At 72.9% G+C, this 13,801-nt stretch carries 16 protein-coding genes; 9 read left to right on the top strand and 7 right to left on the bottom strand.

Annotated elements, in window-relative coordinates; all coding sequences use genetic code 11:
- Positions 1 to 24 precede the first annotated feature (24 nt).
- Complete coding sequence (locus J3P36_RS07090) at positions 25 to 1,035, top strand: LLM class F420-dependent oxidoreductase (protein ID WP_210506491.1); 1,011 nt, start codon at positions 25 to 27, stop codon at positions 1,033 to 1,035.
- Positions 1,036 to 1,489: 454 nt separating this feature from the next.
- Positions 1,490 to 2,119 (top strand): CYTH domain-containing protein, encoded by a 630-nt coding sequence (locus tag J3P36_RS07085; RefSeq protein WP_210506490.1) that lies wholly within the window; start codon positions 1,490 to 1,492, stop codon positions 2,117 to 2,119.
- Between the two features lie 39 nt (positions 2,120 to 2,158).
- Here J3P36_RS07085 and J3P36_RS07080 read toward each other — a convergent pair whose 3' ends face one another.
- From J3P36_RS07080 to J3P36_RS07065, 4 genes are read right to left on the bottom strand one after another with little or no spacing between them, the layout of a single operon-like run.
- Complete coding sequence (locus J3P36_RS07080) at positions 2,159 to 3,316, bottom strand: hypothetical protein (RefSeq protein ID WP_210506489.1); 1,158 nt, start codon at positions 3,314 to 3,316, stop codon at positions 2,159 to 2,161.
- Positions 3,306 to 4,577, bottom strand: coding sequence for a glycosyltransferase family 2 protein (locus J3P36_RS07075; protein WP_210506488.1), 1,272 nt, complete (start codon positions 4,575 to 4,577; stop codon positions 3,306 to 3,308). The genes J3P36_RS07080 and J3P36_RS07075 overlap by 11 nt, the downstream gene beginning before the upstream one ends.
- The gene (locus tag J3P36_RS07070; protein ID WP_210506487.1) at positions 4,577 to 5,470 is read right to left on the bottom strand and encodes an ATP-grasp domain-containing protein; all 894 of its coding nucleotides are present in this window, start codon (positions 5,468 to 5,470) and stop codon (positions 4,577 to 4,579) included. The genes J3P36_RS07075 and J3P36_RS07070 overlap by 1 nt, the downstream gene beginning before the upstream one ends.
- Entirely contained in the window at positions 5,467 to 6,378 is a 912-nt protein-coding gene (locus tag J3P36_RS07065) for a PIG-L deacetylase family protein (RefSeq protein ID WP_210506486.1), read from the bottom strand. The genes J3P36_RS07070 and J3P36_RS07065 overlap by 4 nt, the downstream gene beginning before the upstream one ends.
- A gap of 564 nt (positions 6,379 to 6,942) precedes the next feature.
- Between J3P36_RS07065 and J3P36_RS16550 the strand changes: the two genes are divergently transcribed.
- Positions 6,943 to 7,074, top strand: coding sequence for a hypothetical protein (locus J3P36_RS16550; RefSeq protein ID WP_282595085.1), 132 nt, complete (start codon positions 6,943 to 6,945; stop codon positions 7,072 to 7,074).
- Positions 7,075 to 7,086: 12 nt separating this feature from the next.
- On the opposite strand, the gene J3P36_RS07060 is transcribed toward J3P36_RS16550, so the two are convergent.
- A complete protein-coding gene (locus tag J3P36_RS07060) occupies positions 7,087 to 8,130 on the bottom strand; it encodes an SDR family oxidoreductase (protein ID WP_210506485.1) in 1,044 nt (347 codons plus the stop codon).
- Between the two features lie 197 nt (positions 8,131 to 8,327).
- On the opposite strand from J3P36_RS07060, the gene J3P36_RS07055 reads away from it, so the two are divergent.
- A complete protein-coding gene (locus J3P36_RS07055; protein WP_210506484.1) occupies positions 8,328 to 8,561 on the top strand; it encodes a hypothetical protein in 234 nt (77 codons plus the stop codon).
- Between the two features lie 94 nt (positions 8,562 to 8,655).
- On the opposite strand, the gene J3P36_RS07050 is transcribed toward J3P36_RS07055, so the two are convergent.
- Entirely contained in the window at positions 8,656 to 9,042 is a 387-nt protein-coding gene (locus tag J3P36_RS07050; protein ID WP_210506483.1) for a VOC family protein, read from the bottom strand.
- 77 nt (positions 9,043 to 9,119) lie between these two features.
- Here J3P36_RS07050 and J3P36_RS07045 point away from each other — a divergent pair, with 77 nt between their 5' ends.
- The 4 genes from J3P36_RS07045 to J3P36_RS07030 all read left to right on the top strand — a co-directional run bounded on the left by J3P36_RS07045 (position 9,120) and on the right by J3P36_RS07030 (position 10,918).
- On the top strand, positions 9,120 to 9,368 hold the full coding sequence (locus J3P36_RS07045) for a hypothetical protein (RefSeq protein ID WP_210506482.1): 249 nt from the start codon (positions 9,120 to 9,122) through the stop codon (positions 9,366 to 9,368).
- Between the two features lie 86 nt (positions 9,369 to 9,454).
- Positions 9,455 to 9,598: a hypothetical protein gene (locus J3P36_RS07040; protein WP_210506481.1), complete on the top strand. Its 144-nt coding sequence runs from the start codon at positions 9,455 to 9,457 to the stop codon at positions 9,596 to 9,598.
- A gap of 1 nt (position 9,599) precedes the next feature.
- On the top strand, positions 9,600 to 10,019 hold the full coding sequence (locus J3P36_RS07035; protein WP_210506480.1) for an SRPBCC family protein: 420 nt from the start codon (positions 9,600 to 9,602) through the stop codon (positions 10,017 to 10,019).
- 218 nt (positions 10,020 to 10,237) lie between these two features.
- Positions 10,238 to 10,918 (top strand): RraA family protein, encoded by a 681-nt coding sequence (locus tag J3P36_RS07030; RefSeq protein WP_210506479.1) that lies wholly within the window; start codon positions 10,238 to 10,240, stop codon positions 10,916 to 10,918.
- A 210-nt stretch (positions 10,919 to 11,128) separates the two neighbouring features.
- On the opposite strand, the gene J3P36_RS07025 is transcribed toward J3P36_RS07030, so the two are convergent.
- The gene (locus tag J3P36_RS07025) at positions 11,129 to 12,331 is read right to left on the bottom strand and encodes an acyl-CoA dehydrogenase family protein (RefSeq protein WP_210506478.1); all 1,203 of its coding nucleotides are present in this window, start codon (positions 12,329 to 12,331) and stop codon (positions 11,129 to 11,131) included.
- 118 nt (positions 12,332 to 12,449) lie between these two features.
- On the opposite strand from J3P36_RS07025, the gene manA reads away from it, so the two are divergent.
- A complete protein-coding gene (gene manA, locus J3P36_RS07020) occupies positions 12,450 to 13,709 on the top strand; it encodes a mannose-6-phosphate isomerase, class I (protein WP_210506477.1) in 1,260 nt (419 codons plus the stop codon).
- Positions 13,710 to 13,801 lie beyond the last annotated feature (92 nt).

Here is a 13,801-nt window from a genome sequence, read left to right as displayed (position 1 = left end):
AATCGATTTCACTAGGCTTCCGCCATGCGATTCGGAATCTTCGTCCCCCAGGGCTGGCGCCACGACCTCGTCGGCATCGAGCCCGCTCAGCACTGGGAGACGATGCGCTCCCTCGCCCAGGCCGCCGACGCCGGCCCCTGGGACTCCATCTGGGTCTACGACCACTTCCACACGGTGCCGCAGCCGACCGAGGAGGCGACCCACGAGGCGTGGACGCTGATGTCCGCCTTCGCCGCCGTCACGAGTCGCGTCCGCCTCGGCCAGATGTGCACCTGCATGAGCTACCGGAATCCCGCCTACCTCGCCAAGGTGGCCGCCACGGTCGACATCGTCTCCGGCGGGCGCACCGAGATGGGCATCGGCGGCGGCTGGTACGAGCACGAGTGGCGCGCCTACGGCTACGGCTTCCCGCGTGCCGGGGAACGTCTCGCGCGCCTCGACGAGGGCGTGCAGATCATGAAGCAGGCGTGGGAGACCGGCTACGCGACCCTCCAGGGGCAGCACTACCAGGTGGAGGGCGCGCGGGTGTTCCCGCAGCCCCTGCAGCAGGGCGGCATCCCGCTGTGGATCGCCGGCGGCGGCGAGAAGGTCACCCTCCGGATCGCGGCCAAGTACGCGGCCTACACGAACTTCGCCGGGACCCCCGAGGAGTTCGCGCACAAGAGCGAGCTGCTGCGCCGGCACACCGTCGACGTCGGCACCGACTTCGACCGCATCGTGCGCAGCGCGAACTACAACACGATCCTCGCCGAGACCGAGGCGGAGGTCGCCGACCGCATCGACGCCCTCGAGGCGAGGGTCACGCCGTACCTCGGCGCCGACGGCGCCGCATCCTTCGTCGCCGAGTACAAGTCGGGCAGCGCACTCGCCGTCGGCACCCCGGAGCAGGTGATCGAGCGGATGCGCGAGGTCGCCGACCTCGGCATGAGCTATGCGATCCACTACTTCCCCGAGGCCGCGTACGACCGGTCGTCCATCGAGCTCTTCGAGCGCGAGGTCATCCCGGCCCTGCAGGCCGAGCCCGCCCTCCGGTAGCCGCACCTCCTCGGCAGGACGATCTGCCGTCAGCAGGACGGGAAGGCCCCCGAACTCCTGCTGACGGCAGGAAGTCCTGCTGACCGCAGGGTTGCCGGCGGGCCCGCCGGCTCCGCGGACGCCCCCGCCGGGCGACTCGCCCGCTGTGCTCCCGCGGCGGCGGGGGGCGGCGTCCGTACTCTCCCCCTCACACGGCGGCGACGGCGCTGCCCTGAGAACCCGGGAGTGCTCATGCTCGTCGCCATCGCCGCGTCGATCGTCATCATGTTCGCCGGAACGTCGGTCATCGCCCTCGGCAGCCGCCCCAGCCGCCAGCGAGCCCGCTAGGGCCGCGCGGGTCCCGTCGCGGAGGCGGCGACCGGACCACCCCCTGACGCCGGGTCCGCGGTCGCGGGATCATGGAGTGCACGCGCCCGCATCCGGGGGCGCGGCCGGGGACGAGGAGGCGGTCGACATGAGCGACGACATCACGTCGATGACCGAGACCGAGCGCAAGTACGACGTCCCGGAGGACGCCGAGCCGCCCGAGGTCGCGGGGTTCACGCTGAGGCGGCCCGAGCGTCCCGACCTGCTCGACGCCGTCTACTTCGACACCGAGGACGGGGCGCTCGCCGCCCGCCGCATCGTCCTGCGCCGCCGCACCGGCGGGCACGACGAGGGCTGGCACGTGAAGACCCCCGCCGAGGAGGGCCGCACCGAGTACCACGCCCCGCTGTCCGAGACGGTTCCGCCGGCCCTGCTCGAGCTCGTGCAGGAGCACCTCGGCGGTGGGGAGCTGACACCCATCGCCGAGATCCGCACGGAGCGCTGGCCCATCATCGTGCTCGACGAGGACGGCCGCGAGGTCGCCGAGCTCGCCGACGACCGGGTGGCCGGCACGGATATCCGCTCCGGCACGGTGCGGACGTGGCGGGAGTGGGAGGTCGAGCTGATCGACGGCGCCCCGACCGATCCGGCGGAGCGCCGGGCGCTGCTCGACCGGCTGGAGGCGGTCGTGCTCGCGGAGGGCGCCGTGCCGGCGGCCGCGGTGTCCAAGTTCGCGCGGGCCACCGGACGCCTCACCCTCGGCGCCGAAGGGCAGTAAGCACGGGCGACAGGAACGGCGCGGCAGGGACCGCAGGCCTCAGCCGCCGGCGGAGCGCGGGTTCCAGACCTCGGCGAGCGACCGCCAGTGCTCGTCGTCCATCAGGCTCGCGGGCGTGACCCACACCGAGCGGACGCTGCCGCGCTCCGCGGCGCGTGCGGCCTCGGCCAGGTCGGCGGGGGAGATGGTGCCGTGCCTCGCCCAGAGCCCGATCGACAGGATGGCGCGGTCGCGGGCGGCCGAACCCAGGCGGCGGGCCAGCGCCTCGAGGTCGCCGGGACCCCGATCGGCGAGCGCGAAGTAGCCCCACAGCACGAGCCGGTCAGCGGCCCCGAGCAGGGCGGAGTAGCTCTGGCCGTCCTGCCGCGGGTCGGGCTCCCGCCCCGTCCAATCGGCCCGCACCTCCACCTCGAGGTCGACGCCGTGCCGCGCCGCCGCCGCATCCGCACGATCGACGAGCCGCGTGATCGCGGCGGCGCGCCACTGAGCGATCGAGCGGTGCTCTTCGTCGATGGCGCCGGACGAGGTGCGCGGCCAGTCGGACCGCCCGGTGTAGGCCCGATACGACTGCCGGTCGTCGTCGCCGAAGGTGTAGGTGTCGAGGAACAGCTCGGTGAGGCTGATGGCACGGGGCCGGTATCTCTCGGCGACGGCACCGACGAACGACACCAGGTGGTCGCCCACCATCCCGTCGAGTGCGCGCACGCTCGGGAACAGAGTGGACCGTTCGCCCGTCGCAGAGACGCCGGCGATCGCCGGGTCCTCCGCGATCCAGCGCTCCACCAGCACGTCGACGACCGCGGTCACCTGTCGCGCGCGCCCGCTGCCGTCGCGTTGCAGCACCGCGAGGGCGTCGGCGACGTAGTCGCGGCCGGTGTCCTGCACGGGCGCCGACCATCGGTCCTCGTGGCCCGGCCAGGGGAAGCCCGTCCAGTCGCTGCGCCCGACGCTGACGCTCACCCCGGTGGCGGCGACGTCGTCGAGCAAGCGGTCGAGCCGGCGCAGGGACGACGCCGAGCCGACCGTGTCCTCGAAGCCGAGGCCGATGATCCGCTCCGGCACCGGTGCCGATCCCCGGTCGCGGGCGGCCGTCGGCTCCAGCTGCCAAACCGCGGCCGACATCAGCAGCGCGACCAGCGCGGCGAGGGCGACGGCGATCCGCCCGTCCGCTCCACGCCGCCTTCGGTCACCCCTCATGCTCCCGCAGCCCGACCACCGCGCGGCGGGATGCGTCCACAACCCCGGTCCGCTCGAACTTGTTCCACGGCGCCGGCGCCCCGTTGCGCTCCTGCCACAGGCCCGCCACCACGACCAGGGCCGTGAAAGTCGAGTAGGCGGGCCAGAGCACCACCGTCCAGATCAGTCGGAGGTCCCGCCAGGCGCTGTTGAGCGCGACCGCGACGAGCAGCATCCCGAGCGAGACCCAGAGGCCGAGCCAGCCGAGCACGGCGAGGACATCGGCGTCGACAGGCGGCCGGCCGAGGCCGACCGCCAGCGGCAGGAGGGCGAGCACGGCGAGCTGCACGACCGGGAGGAACAGCATGGTGATCGTGTTGATCGCGAGGTAGACCCCGAACGCGCCGTAGCGCGGATTGCCCACCATGCCGAGGTGCAGCCGCGTCGTCTGGATCAGGCCCCGCGCCCACCGCACCCGCTGGCGCCAGAGCGCGCGCACGGTGGAGGGGGACTCCGCGAAGACCAGCGCGGTGGGGCAGAAGACGACGCGGTAGCCGGCCTTGCGCACCCGCCACGTCAGCTCGAGGTCCTCGCCGACGACGTTCTCGTCGAAGCCGCCGATCTCCTCGACCACGTGGCGCGGGAAGGCGCCGATGTTGCCGGAGACGATGATGAGGCAGCGGAGGTCGCTGAGGGCCCGGCGGGCGAGGCCGGTGCCGACGTGGCTCAGCAGCGTGAGGAGGCGCGTCTGCACCCGGTCGAGGTTGGCGGGGCGGTCGTCGCCGCAGACCGCTCCGACGAGCGGGTCGCGCAGGCTGCGGAGCATCTCGTCGATCGTGTTCGGCAGGAACAGCCCGTCCGCGTCCGCGAACAGCAGCACCGCGCCGCTGGATCGGGCGATGCCGGTGTTGAGTGCCGCCCCCTTGCCCGCGTTCGCCTTCGAGATCACGGTGACGCGGTCGTCCAGCCCGGCCAGGCGGTGAGCGCAGGCGAGGGTGCCGTCCGTCGAGCCGTCGTCGACGATCACGAGCTCGAGGTTCGCGTGCGCCGACGCCAGGATCGAGCGCACGCAGTTCTCGAGCACCTTCTCCTCGTTGTAGGCGGGCACGATCACGGACACGAGGACGTCGCGGCCGACCGTCTCGCCGCGCTCGCGGCGTCGCTCCAGGCGCGTGCGCACCTCGAACCCGATGGCGAACGGGACGAGCAGCAGCCGGAGCGCCCCGAAGACGAGGAGGAGGGTGCCGCCGCCGACGATGAACGACGAGATCGCGTCCGCCATCACGCGACCCTGCTCAGCGCGGCGTGCTCGGTGAGCACCCGATCGAGCAGCTCCGGCGCGGAGCGGCTGTTCGCCCCGAACCGCGCGTTGACCTCGAGGACCACCGGGGCTCCGTCGCGCCGCCGGCGCACGTCGATGTCCGCCGGTCCCGTGAGGCCGAGGGCGGCGATCGCCTGGACCGCGAGCTGCCGGACGTCCGACACCGCGGCGCCCATCCGGCGGCGGACGGCGACGGCGTTGCCGATCTCGCCGCCCTTGAGGGCCGTCTTCTCGAGCACCGCCACCGTGGACGGCGCCCCGGGGCTGCCGCTCCGGTACACGACGGGCGCGTACTCGGTGCCGGGCGCGAACTCCTGCAGGATCCACCGGTCGTCGAGCGACGCCCAGTCGAGGTCAGCCTCGGAGCGGACGACCACCACGCCGCGGCCGCCCCGCGACACGCGCGGTTTGGCCACGAACGGGAAGCCGAGGCGGTCGAACGCCTCCGCCATGCCGCCGACCTCGCTCGCCAGGGCGAAGGCCGGCACGGGCACGCCGCGGGCCGAGAGGGTGCGAGCGGTCGCCAGCTTGTCGTGGCACGCGTCGACAGGTCCCGGAGCGCCGACGATGACGGCCACGTCCGGTCCGAGGGAGGCCGCTGCGCGGGAGAGGCGGGGCAGCTCCTCGCTCACGGTGGGGATGACCACGTCGATGCGGTGATCGGCGACGATCCGGCGCAGCTCGCCGAGCAGGTTCGGGTCGTCGGCCGCGGGAACCTGGAGCACGCGCGGATCGCGGCCGTCCGCGACGAGGTCGGCGCCGATCGCCGGGATGCCGCGCTCGTCGAGCTGCACGAGCAGGGCGCGTCCGGCGGGTCCGCTCGCTCCCGTGACGAGCACGCGCGGGCCGCTCACAGCTCGCCCAGATCGGAGGAGAGGGCGCGCATGACCTCGAAGCCCTCGGCCTGGGGGATGCGCCCTTGCCGCCCGCGGAACACGGCGGCTCCGCGGAGCAGCTTCGCGCCCATGTACGGCTTCCCGGACTGGTCGCGGTGCATCTGCACGGCGGACACCTTCGACTCCAGGTACTCGGAGACGTCGACGAAGAAGTTCGGGCGGAACTCCTGGGTCACCGACGGGCTCTCGAAGCAGAGGATCGTCGGGCTGTGGCGGGCGGCCCGCATGGTGGCGAGGTGCACCGCGTGGTGGTCCTGGTGCTGGTCGTGCGCCGAGTGGGTGAGGATGATGTCCGGCTTGAACAGCTCGATCGCGACCTCGACGGCGCCCACGATCTCGGAGATCTCCTCCGCCATGCGGGTGTCGGTGAAGTCCCGGACGGTCACGCCCTCGAGGCCGAGCAGCTCCGCGCCGCGGAGCGCCTCGCGCTCCCGCTCCTCGCCGATGCCGCCGTGGTCGCCGTGGCTCATCACCATGGCCATGACCTCGTGGCCCTCGTCGACGAAGCGGGCGAGGGAGGCTCCGCAGGCGAGCTCCAGGTCGTCGGGGTGGGCGCCGACCGCGAGCACCCGCCGCTGCCGCGCGGGCAGGCGCGGGCTGTGCCGCAGGTGCAGGCCGAGGGCGACGATGGCGGGCAGGGTGAGGAACAGGGCCCCGATCGCGTACTGGACCCAGGGCTGCTGCTGCTCCGGCGCGGTCAGCGCGATCCCGACGCTGAGCGGGATCGCGAGGATCGACAGGGTCAGCAGCGCGCCGATCAGCAGTCGGGGGTGCCGGTAGTGCCGGCGGATGTAGCCGTCGTGCGTCGCGACACCGACGGCGATGACCACGAAGAGCGTCGCGAGAAGCGAGCCGAGCCAGAACATGTCGATCACCTCTGCGCGGCGGTGCGACGGCGGATGAGGAAGGGCACTCCGCCGGCGCGGTCAGGCGCGGGGCGGTGCGTGGCCGCCGCAGGGGGAGGGGGTGCGGGCGGCAGCGGAGCAGGCAGGGCAGCAGGGAGCGTCATGATTCGGGTCTCCGGGCGGGTGCAGCGTTTCGGGCAGAGGTGGACCATCGGGCGGGGCGGCCTCGGGGATGCCGCGCCGGCGCCCGCCGACGGTCCTTCGGGTGGAGGACCTGGTGGGTTACAGGCCCTGGTAGGCGCTACATTGCCCGGCCCGGAAGCCGCGTCACAATGTCAGCCGGAGCACGAGCAGGTGAACAGTCCGGGGGCTTCTGCCGAAGAATCTGTCGCTCGACGCCCGGGCACTCCGGCCTCTGCGGCCGATCGCGGACCGGTCGGGGCCTGTGCTTTCCGCGTCCATTGCGCGTGCACGAGAGGCCCTCTGCCCCTGCAAGAGGGCTCTAGCGCCGGAAACGGGCACGGCAATACCATGTGGCCCGCACAGCCCCGGTATACCCGGACCGGGGCGGAACAGGACAAGCCCATGTTCAGGAGCGGATCCGCCGCGCTGCCCAGCGCCGCAGACTGGTTTGCATCCGACCACGCCGCCACCCACGGCCCCAGCGCGACCGGCGGCTCGCCGCTCGGCACTGCCGCGGAGAGCTCGCTGAGCTGACCCGGGGCCGCGCTACAGCGGCCGCGGGCGGTACGCCTCGACGAGCTTGTCGATCCGCTCGTTCACCGCGTCGTCGACGACCCGGCGGCTCTCGTCCGCGTCGTACCAGGCGATGATCTGGCGGGCGCCGTGCTCGAACGGGATGCGCGCCCGCCAGCCGGGCACGGCGCGCTTGATCTTCGTGTTGTCGAACACCATCGAGTGCGCCTTGTCGCCGGTGAGGCCGGCCGCGCCCTCCGGGGTGGCGGCGGCGATCGCGTCCGAGGGGACGTGCACGAGCTTGGGCTCGGCGACGCCCGCGGCGGCGGCGAGCATGCGGTAGATCGCGTCCCACGGCGGCGCCTCGTCCGAGGTGATGTGGAACGCCTCGCCCAGCACGTCGCTCCTCCCGAGGAGGCCGACGAAGGCGCGGGCGAAGTCCTCGTGGTGGGTGAGGGTCCAGTTCGAGGTGCCGTCCCCGTGCACGACCACCTCGAGGCCGCGGCGCATCCGGTCGATGACCGTCCAGCCGCCCTCCACCGGTAGGGACGTCTCGTCGTAGGTGTGCGACGGGCGCACGATCGTCACCGGGAAGCCGCTCTCGCGGTAGGCGGCGACGAGGAGGTCCTCGCAGGCGATCTTGTTGCGGGAGTACTCCCAGAACGGGTTCCGCAGCGGCGTCGACTCGGTGACCGGCAGACGCGACGGCGGGGTCTGGTACGCGGACGCGGAGCTGATGAACACGTACTGCCGCGTGCGTCCGGTGAAGAGGTCGATGTCCGCCCGCACGTGCTCGGGCGTGAACGCGACGAAGTCGACGACGACGTCGAAGGTCCGATCGCCGAGCGCGGCCTCGGCGGAGGCACGGTCGCGGATGTCGCCCGTCAGCGTCGTCACCGCGGGCGGCGCGGGTCGCACATCGCTGCGCTGCGCGCGGTTGAGGTGGAACACCTCGAAGCCGGCCGCCACCGCCGCCCGCGTGCAGGCGGAGCTGATGATGCCGGTGCCGCCGATGAACAGCGCGGTCAGGGGTGCGGCGCCGCCGAGCGCGGCGGTGCGGGCGTGCGGATCGGACATGGAGCTCCTCGCGTCGATGCGGTTCCGGCCCGCCGAGGGGCGCCCGGGATCCCAGTATCGGCAGGGGCCGGGCCGCCCACCAGCGGTTGCGCGGCAGCGGGAGAAGGGGGTGCCGCGGGGCGGCCGAAAAGTGTGTACGCTCACCGTGGCCAGTCGTGCCGACCCCCTCCGTCCTCCTCTTCCTCCCAAGGAGAACCATGTCCGGATCGCCGGCCTCCGTCCTCGGATTCGCGGTCATCTTCCTCGTCGTCGGCGGCCTCGGCGGCGCTCAGCTAGGAGCCCTCGCGTCGGTGATCTTCCTCACCGCGAGCGGTGCGCTGTTCGCGTTCTTCGCGGTCCAGGTCGCGCTCGCGGTGCGCCGTCGGCGCGCCCCGTCCGCCCTCGAGGCGGAGCTCTCGGCCGTGCCGGCCGCCGCGCCCGCTCAGGTCTGATCCGGCTGGCGGGTCCGGTCACGCGTCGCGCACGGCCGGGGTCCTCGGCCTGCCCCGCCGGCCGGGGATCGAGCGGTCGACGCGGGCGGCGGCGTCAGCGCTCGTAGAGCTCGAGCGGCTGCCCGTCCGGGTCGAAGAAGAACGCCATGCGCTTGCCGGTGTGCGGGTCGGTGCGCAGCTCCTCGCAGCGCACGCCCTTGCCGGCCAGCTCGTCGAGGGCGGCCGCGACGTCGTCCACCTCGAATGCGAGGTGGCGCAGGCCGGTCGACTCCGGACCGGTCGAGCGGGGCGGGGGAGACGGGAACGAGAAGAGCTCGAGCAGGTACTCGCCGTTGAGAGCGAAGTCGCCCATCCACGAGTCCCGCTCCTCGCGGTACACCTCGGACAGCACGGTGAAGCCCAGCATCTCGGTGTAGAACGCCTTCGACCGCTCGTAGTCGGTGGCGATCACCGCGATGTGGTGCACCTTGTTGATCCGCATGCGGCCATCCTGCCAGCGCCGTCCCGTCCCCCGCAGTGGGGAGTGTGTACCCCGTCCGGCGCTGGAACGATAAGGGCATGCCATGGTGGGGGATCGTGCTGATCGGGCTCGGGGCCTGGATGCTGATCAGTGTCGTGCTCGGAGTCGTCATCGGCCGCGCCGTGAAGGTCGCGGAGACGCACCGCAAGGACGAGGAGTTCGTGCGCACGCTCGGACGCGGCTCGATCCAGCCGCCGCGGGCCGACGCGTGGCCGCCCGTCGCTCCGGAGAAGCCGGTCGCGCCGCGCCGCAGCGCCGCACCGCAGAGCCCGCTCGCGCACCGCTAGCCGCGGGTCCGCGCACCGCTAGCCGCGGCGCCGGGGCTCCGCAAGCGCCTGCCGCTCGCCGCCGACCGCGCGTACACTCGCAGGCCATGACCAGGCGTGCTGTGCCGGATCCCGGAGCCGGCCCTCGGGAGGAGCTGCCGCCGACGCAGCCGATGTGCGCCAAGCACTGGTGGGCGACACTGGGTCCCGACGGGAAGTGCCCGATCTGCGCCGCCCAGGCCGGCCGCTGAGATGAGCCGGGAGACCCGGCACCTCGGCATCCGCATCGAGCGGGACGCGGCGTCCGTGTACGACTTCGCCGGGAACCCCGCGAACCTGCCGCGGTGGGCCGCCGGTCTCTCCGGCTCGATCGAGCAGGTCGACGGGCGGTGGCTCGCCGAGTCCCCGATGGGGCCGATCGAGGTCGCCTTCGCCCCGCGCAACGAGTACGGGGTGCTCGACCACCAGGTGACGCTGGCCGACGGGCGAGTGTTCGACAACCCCATGCGCGTCCTGCGGGATGGGGACGCGGCCTGCGACGTGGTGTTCACCCTGCGGCGGGCCGACGGCATGACGGACGAGGAGTTCGCGGCAGACACCGCCGCCGTCGAGGCGGACCTCGCGACCCTGAAGCGCCTGCTCGAGTCGCGGGAGGACACCTCCGCCGGCTGAGCGCCCCCGCCGCTGCGCCGGGTGGGGCGTAACAGTTCAAGGGAAAACGGGCATCTGGGAGCCCCTGCATGCGGCAGGAGGGCCCCTCCGGCGAATTTCTCCTTGATTTGTTACGTGTCCGTGGGCGGGGCGGAGCGGATGGCGGGATCCCGACGGAGGACGGCACCCGTGGCGGGCGCTGCTCGGCCAGACTCGGGGCAGAACGATGAGGAGACCGCATGGCATCCGTCCTTCCCACCGCCGCGGTCGCCGACGCCTCGCTGCGCGTCGGCGATCCGGCCCGCATGGCGCCCGCCGCGCTGCTGCCGCTGCTGCCCGGCCGCCCGTTCTCGGGGCCTGCTCGCCCCGTCACGCACCTCGGCAGCGTCGACGTGTTCCTCGAGGTCATCGATGACGCTCCGCCCGGCGCCGTCCTCGTCATTGACAACGGCGGGCGCGAGGACGAGGCGTGCGTCGGGGACCTGATCCTTCTGGAGGCGCGGGAGGCCGGTCTCGCCGGCGCGGTGGTCTGGGGACGGCACCGCGACACCGGGCAGCTTCGCGAGATCGGGCTGCCGCTGCACAGCCTGGGCGCACGGTCCTTCGGGCCGCGGCGGGTGCCGCCGGCCGGGCGCGCGATGCGGTCCGCGTTCCTCGACGGCGTCGCGGTCACCGACGACGACTGGGTGGTCGGCGACGACGACGGTGTCCTCGTCCTCGGTCCCGAGCGGCGCGACGAGGTGCTGGAGGCGGCGGCGCGGATCCAGGAGGTGGAGACCGCGCAGGCCGACCGGATGCGGGCGGGGGAGAGCCTGCGCGCCCAGTTCGCGTTCGCGGACTACCGGCGCCGGCAGGCCGAGGACCCGACCCTCACCCTCCGGCGGCACCTCGAGGAACGCGGCGGCGCGATCGAGGTGTAGCGGCGCCGCCCCGGGTCACCCCGGTGGTTGAGGAGCGCGCCGGAGGCCGCCCGCATTCCGGTGGTTGAGGAGCGGGCCGGAGGCCCGCGTCTCGAAACCGCGTGACGTGTCTCGGGAAGCAGCCACCTCGGTGGTTCGCTCCCCGGGTCCGTCGAGGGTTTCGAGGCGTCCGCTGCGCGGGCTCCTCGATCACCGGAACGTGCGCGTCGATCAGACGAAGGCGGCCTTGCCCGTGATCGCGCGGCCCACGATGAGGGTGTTCATCTCGCGGGTGCCCTCGTAGGAGTAGATGGCCTCGGCGTCCGCCATGTGCCGCGCGACGCCGTGGTCGAGGAGGATGCCGTTGCCGCCGAGCGCCTCCCGGCACCAGCCCACCGTCTCGCGCATCCGCACCGTCGCGAACGCCTTCGCGAGGGCGGCGTGCTCGTCCTTCTGCCTGCCCTCGTCGAGCAGCTGCGACACGCGCACCACCATGCCGAGGGAGGCGGTGATGTTGCCGAGGCTGCGCACGAGGAGGTCCTGCACGAGCTGGTGGGATGCGATCGGCTTGCCGAACTGCACGCGCTCGCCGGTGTACTTGACCGCCGCCTCGTAGGCGCCGACCGCGTTGCCGACGGCCGCCCACGCCACCTCGGCGCGCGTGAGGCGCAGCACCTTGGCGGTGTCCTTGAAGGTGTTCGCGTTCTGCAGGCGGTGGCTCTCCGGCACGCGCACGTTGTCGAGCGTGATGTCGGCGTTCTGCACGATCCGCAGGCTCTGCTTGCCCTCGATCTTCGTGGCCCGGTAGCCGGGGGTCGAGGTGGGGACGAGGAAGCCCTTCACCTGGCCGTCCTCGGCGCTCTTCGCCCAGATGATCGTGATGTCGCTGAAGGTGGCGTTGCCGATCCAGCGCTTCGACCCGTTGAGGATCCAGTCGTCGCCGTCCCGCGTCGCGATCGTGCGGAGGCCCTGCGCCGAGTCGGACCCGGACAGCGGCTCGGTGAGGCCGAAGGCGCCGATGACGTCGGCCGTCGCCATCCTCGGCAGCCACTCGCGTCGCTGCGTCTCATCGCCGCCGACGCTGATCGACCCCATGGCTAGGCCGTTCTGCACGCCGACGAAGGTGGCGATCGACGCGTCGATCCGGGCGAGCTCGAGGGCGACGAAGCCGCGGAAGACGGCGGAGTTCTCGAACGGCCGGGTCTCCGCCCACGGCATCGCGAACAGGCGCAGGTCGGCGAGCGGCTTCATCACCTCGTACGGGAACTCGGCCCGCTCCCAGTGGTCGTCGACGATGGGGCGCACCTCGCGCTCCAGGTAGTCGCGCAGGTCCGCGAGGACCTGCTTCTCCCGGTCGGCGAGGAGGTCCTCGTAGCCGTAGAAGTCGCTCGTCAGGGTGGTGAAGACGGCGGGGGCGACAGTGTCCAGTGTCATCGAAGCTCCATTGCGTGTGATGCCGAGGCTGGGAAGCCGCAACGAGGCTAAGCCTCGGTCCGAGCGGCGCCCAAGGCGGTTGGTAGTTTGATCAAAGCCACCCGCGAGGAGGGGAACCGTGTTTGTAGGCATCACCAACACGCCCAAGGACTACGCGTGGGGCTCGCCGAGCGCCATCGCGGAGCTGCTCGGACGCCGGCCCTCCGGGGGACCGGAGGCGGAGCTGTGGCTGGGCGCCCATCCGCTCGCCCCCAGCCGGATCGTCGACCCCGGCACCGCCGGGAACTTCGAGACGCTCGACGCGTTCATCGCGGCCGACCCCGCCCGTGCACTCGGACCCGACCGGACGAGCGACACGCTCCCGTTCCTGCTGAAGGTGCTCGCTGCGGACCAGCCGCTGTCCATCCAGGCGCACCCCTCCCCGGAGCAGGCCCGCGAGGGCTTCGCGCGCGAGAACGCGGCGGGCGTCCCGCTCGACGCCGGGCATCGGATGTACAAGGACGAGGGCGCCAAGCCGGAGCTGGTCTACGCGCTCAGCGACACGTTCGAGGCGCTCGCCGGGTTCCGCGACCTCTCCTTCACGCGGGTCCTGCTCCTCGAGCTGCGGACCTACGCTTCGGTCGGTGGCGACCAGCGGGACGCCGACCTGCTGCAGGCGCTCGCCGACAAGCTGAACGGCACGCCCGACGCGGCGCTCCGGCGCGTCCTCGAGTTCGCGTTCGAGGGTGGCGACGAGGCGCGCGCGACGATGGACGCGGTCATCCGTGCCGCCGGCCGCGCGCCCTCGTCCACCAGCTACGCGCGGGAGTACGCGACCCTGCACGAGCTCGCCGAGCTGCACCCGGGCGACCCGGGGATCCTCGTCGCGCTGCTGATGAACCGCGTGAGCCTGCCCCAGGGGCAGGCGCTCTACCTGCCCTCGGGCAACATCCACGCGTACCTCCGCGGCCTCGCGATCGAGATCATGGCGGCATCCGACAACGTGCTCCGCGGCGGCCTCACCGGGAAGCACGTCGACACCGCCGAGCTGCAGAAGGTCGTCCGCTTCGAGCCGGTGCCCGCGCCGCTGCTGCGGGCCGAGGGAGGCCGCACCGGCGTCGAGGTGTACCGCCCGGACGTGCCCGACTTCCTGCTCGTCCGCATCGCCGTGGGCGCCGCGGGCGCAGAGCACGGCTATCAGCTCGCAGGAGAGCCGGCCGAGCAGGTCCCGCTGCCGGGGCCGGGCATCCTGCTCGCCCTCGGCGGCACCGTCACGGTCAACGGCCGGGCGTCCGGAACGCAGCTGCGGCCGGGCGAAGCCGCCTTCGTGACCCCCGACGAGGGTGAGCTCGAGATCGCCGGCGACGGCATCGTCTTCCTCGCCACCGTCAACCGCTGACGCCCGCGTCCGGCGGCTGTGCGGCGCCGGGCTGAGGGGTTCAGCAGGAACAGCGGAGGTTCAGCAGGCGAATCCGGTCCGATTTCGCCTGC

The sequence above is a fragment of the Naasia sp. SYSU D00057 genome, from assembly GCF_017916505.1.
Lineage (GTDB): Bacteria > Actinomycetota > Actinomycetes > Actinomycetales > Microbacteriaceae > Naasia.
Note: the sequence above shows the minus strand (reverse complement) of the source record. Positions and strands in the feature narration are given on the sequence as shown.

What these genes read in the sequence shown, in the direction of transcription:
- J3P36_RS07050 (WP_210506483.1), bottom strand. Translation starts at nt 9,042, where the DNA reads ATGCGGATCAACAAGGTGCACCACATCGCGGTGATCGCCACCGACTAC.
- J3P36_RS07075 (WP_210506488.1), bottom strand. Translation starts at nt 4,577, where the DNA reads ATGGCGGACGCGATCTCGTCGTTCATCGTCGGCGGCGGCACCCTCCTC.
- J3P36_RS07040 (WP_210506481.1), top strand. Translation starts at nt 9,455, where the DNA reads ATGACCAGGCGTGCTGTGCCGGATCCCGGAGCCGGCCCTCGGGAGGAG.
- J3P36_RS07035 (WP_210506480.1), top strand. Translation starts at nt 9,600, where the DNA reads ATGAGCCGGGAGACCCGGCACCTCGGCATCCGCATCGAGCGGGACGCG.
- J3P36_RS07055 (WP_210506484.1), top strand. Translation starts at nt 8,328, where the DNA reads ATGTCCGGATCGCCGGCCTCCGTCCTCGGATTCGCGGTCATCTTCCTC.
- J3P36_RS07030 (WP_210506479.1), top strand. Translation starts at nt 10,238, where the DNA reads ATGGCATCCGTCCTTCCCACCGCCGCGGTCGCCGACGCCTCGCTGCGC.
- J3P36_RS07065 (WP_210506486.1), bottom strand. Translation starts at nt 6,378, where the DNA reads ATGTTCTGGCTCGGCTCGCTTCTCGCGACGCTCTTCGTGGTCATCGCC.
- J3P36_RS07045 (WP_210506482.1), top strand. Translation starts at nt 9,120, where the DNA reads ATGCCATGGTGGGGGATCGTGCTGATCGGGCTCGGGGCCTGGATGCTG.
- J3P36_RS07025 (WP_210506478.1), bottom strand. Translation starts at nt 12,331, where the DNA reads ATGACACTGGACACTGTCGCCCCCGCCGTCTTCACCACCCTGACGAGC.
- J3P36_RS07080 (WP_210506489.1), bottom strand. Translation starts at nt 3,316, where the DNA reads ATGAGGGGTGACCGAAGGCGGCGTGGAGCGGACGGGCGGATCGCCGTC.
- J3P36_RS07090 (WP_210506491.1), top strand. Translation starts at nt 25, where the DNA reads ATGCGATTCGGAATCTTCGTCCCCCAGGGCTGGCGCCACGACCTCGTC.
- J3P36_RS16550 (WP_282595085.1), top strand. Translation starts at nt 6,943, where the DNA reads ATGTTCAGGAGCGGATCCGCCGCGCTGCCCAGCGCCGCAGACTGGTTT.
- J3P36_RS07060 (WP_210506485.1), bottom strand. Translation starts at nt 8,130, where the DNA reads ATGTCCGATCCGCACGCCCGCACCGCCGCGCTCGGCGGCGCCGCACCC.
- J3P36_RS07085 (WP_210506490.1), top strand. Translation starts at nt 1,490, where the DNA reads ATGAGCGACGACATCACGTCGATGACCGAGACCGAGCGCAAGTACGAC.